The organism is Jeotgalicoccus nanhaiensis, assembly GCF_015235105.1.
GTDB lineage: Bacteria > Bacillota > Bacilli > Staphylococcales > Salinicoccaceae > Jeotgalicoccus > Jeotgalicoccus nanhaiensis.
This window is the reverse complement of record NZ_JADGLW010000013.1, coordinates 1-3,206: the sequence shown is the minus strand read 5'-3', so window position 1 is coordinate 3,206 and position 3,206 is coordinate 1. Positions and strand designations below refer to the sequence as shown.

The window sequence follows — 3,206 nt, the reverse complement described above, 5'->3', positions numbered from 1 at the left end:
ATGTACATTGAAAACCGTATAGAAGTAAAGAGAAGAGTAAAACGATTTCAAATCGAGCAAACGAAATGAAAGCGAGAACGCAAACGTATCTAAAAGATACACTCACACAAATTTCATTACGATTAAGTAGTGAAGGGCGCACGGCGGATGCCTAGGTACCAAGAGCCGATGAAGGACGGAACAAACACCGATATGCTTCGGGGAGCTGTAAGTAAGCTTTGAACCGGAGATTTCCGAATGGGGAAACCCAATACCGCGAGGTATTACCACAGCGTGAATACATAGCGCTGTTGGAGGACACCTGGAGAACTGAAACATCTTAGTATCCAGAGGAAGAGAAAGAAACATCGATTCCCTAAGTAGCGGCGAGCGAACGGGGAAGAGCCCAAACCAGCTTCGGCTGGGGTTGTAGGACATTCACAACGGATCTAAAGACTTAGACGAATGGTCTGGGAAGGCCAACCGCAGGGGGTAAGAGTCCCGTAGTTAAAAGGTTGATAGATTTAGAATGTATCCTGAGTACGGCGGAACACGAGGAATTCCGCCGGAATCCGGGAGGACCATCTCCCAAGGCTAAATACTCCTTGGTAACCGATAGTGAACCAGTACCGTGAGGGAAAGGTGAAAAGCACCCCGGGAGGGGAGTGAAATAGAACCTGAAACCGTGCGCTTACAAGTAGTCAGAGCCCGTTAAAGGGTGATGGCGTGCCTTTTGTAGAATGAACCGGCGAGTTACGAATATATGCAAGGTTAAGCAGTAGATGTGGAGCCGCAGCGAAAGCGAGTCTGAACAGGGCGAATGAGTATATGTTTGTAGACGCGAAACCAGGTGATCTACCCATGACCAGGCTGAAGTTCAGGTAACACTGAATGGAGGGCCGAACCGACTTACGTTGAAAAGTGACCGGATGAGTTGTGGGTAGGGGTGAAATTCCAATCGAACCTGGAGATAGCTCGTTCTCTCCGAAATATATTTAGGTATAGCCTCATATTAGCATCGTGGAGGTAGAGCACTGTTTGGATGAGGGGCCCATCCCGGGTTACCGAGTTCAGACAAACTCCGAATGCCACAGATGTGATGTATGGGAGTCAGACAGTGGGTGATAAGGTCCATTGTCGAGAGGGAAACAGCCCAGACCACCAGTTAAGGTCCCCAAATATATGTTAAGTGGAAAAGGATGTGGCGTTGCACAGACAACTAGGATGTTGGCTTAGAAGCAGCCATCATTTAAAGAGTGCGTAATAGCTCACTAGTCAAGTGACGCTGCGCCGAAAATGTACCGGGGCTAAACATATTACCGAAACTGTGGATTAAAATTTATTTTAATGGTAGGAGAGCGTTCTAAGTGCGGCGAAGCATGACCGGGAGGACATGTGGAGCGCTTAGAAGTGAGAATGCCGGTGTGAGTAGCGAAAGACGGGTGAGAATCCCGTCCACCGAACGACTAAGGTTTCCAGAGGTAGGCTCGTCCGCTCTGGGTAAGTCGGGACCTAAGCCGAGGCGAAAAGCGTAGGCGATGGACAACAGGTAGAAATTCCTGTACCAGTTAGATTGCATTTGAGTGATGGAGTGACGCAGTAGGAAAAGATGAGCGCGCGGAAGGAAGAGCGCGTCCAAGGCACAAGGCTGCATGCCAGGTAAATCCGGCATGCGTGACGGCTGAGTGTTGACGGGGAGCCGAAAATAGTAGGCGAAGCATACGGACTCACACTGCCAAGAAAAGCTTCTAGCAAGTAATCAGACTGCCCGTACCGTAAACCGACACAGGTAGTTGGGAAGAGAATTCTAAGGTGAGCGAGCGAACTCTCGTTAAGGAACTCGGCAAAATGACCCCGTAACTTCGGGAGAAGGGGTGCTTATAGAAATATAAGCCGCAGTGAATAGGCCCAAGCGACTGTTTACCAAAAACACAGGTCTCTGCCAAACCGAAAGGTGACGTATAGGGGCTGACGCCTGCCCGGTGCTGGAAGGTTAAGAGGAGTGCTTAGCGCAAGCGAAGGTACGAATTGAAGCCCCAGTAAACGGCGGCCGTAACTATAACGGTCCTAAGGTAGCGAAATTCCTTGTCAGGTAAGTTCTGACCCGCACGAAAGGCGTAACGATTTGGGCACTGTCTCAACGAGAGGCTCGGTGAAATCATAGTACCTGTGAAGATGCAGGTTACCCGCGACAGGACGGAAAGACCCCGTGGAGCTTTACTGTAATTTGATATTGAATCTTGACTCCACCTGTACAGGATAGGTGGGAGCCAATGAAGCATGGACGTCAGTCTATGTGGAGGCACTGGTGGGATACCACCCTGGTGTGGTTGAGATTCTAACCCGCAGCCGTGATCCGGCTGGGAGACAGTGTCAGATGGACAGTTTGACTGGGGCGGTCGCCTCCTAAAGAGTAACGGAGGCGCTCAAAGGTACCCTCAGAATGGTTGGAAATCATTCACAGAGTGTAAAGGCATAAGGGTGCTTGACTGCGAGACCTACAAGTCGAGCAGGGTCGAAAGACGGACTTAGTGATCCGGTGGTTCCGCATGGAAGGGCCATCGCTCAACGGATAAAAGCTACCCCGGGGATAACAGGCTTATCTCCCCCAAGAGTTCACATCGACGGGGAGGTTTGGCACCTCGATGTCGGCTCATCGCATCCTGGGGCTGTAGTCGGTCCCAAGGGTTGGGCTGTTCGCCCATTAAAGCGGTACGCGAGCTGGGTTCAGAACGTCGTGAGACAGTTCGGTCCCTATCCGTCGTGGGCGTAGGAAATTTGAGAGGCGCTGTCCTTAGTACGAGAGGACCGGGATGGACATACCACTGGTGTACCAGTTGTCGTGCCAACGGCATAGCTGGGTAGCTACGTATGGACGGGATAAATGCTGAAAGCATCTAAGCATGAAGCCCCCCTCAAGATGAGATTTCCCCAATAGATGCCTCAGAGACTATGAGGTTGATAGGTTTGGCGTGTAAGTGTGGCAACACATTCAGCGGACAAATACTAATCCATCGATGACTTATTCAAATAGTAAGACCAGAAATTTAAAGAGTGCGTTCACTCTTCTCGATACTTCTATCCGGTTTTGAATGTACAGACATTCAATAGTCTGGCGGCGATGGCGGAGAGGCCACACCTGTTCCCATGTCGAACACAGCAGTTAAGCTCTCCAGCGCCGATGGTAGTTGGACTGACGTCCCGCAAGAGTAGGACGCTGCCAGGCT

2 rRNA genes are annotated in these 3,206 nt (G+C 50.5%); both read left to right on the top strand.

From position 1 onward, the window contains the following. The first annotated feature begins 120 nt into the window (after positions 1–120). Positions 121–3,009: ribosomal RNA gene (locus tag IR135_RS11440) — 23S ribosomal RNA — on the top strand. An 81-nt stretch (positions 3,010–3,090) separates the two neighbouring features. After that, a 5S ribosomal RNA gene (gene rrf, locus IR135_RS11435) occupies positions 3,091–3,205 on the top strand. Position 3,206: the final 1 nt, after the last annotated feature.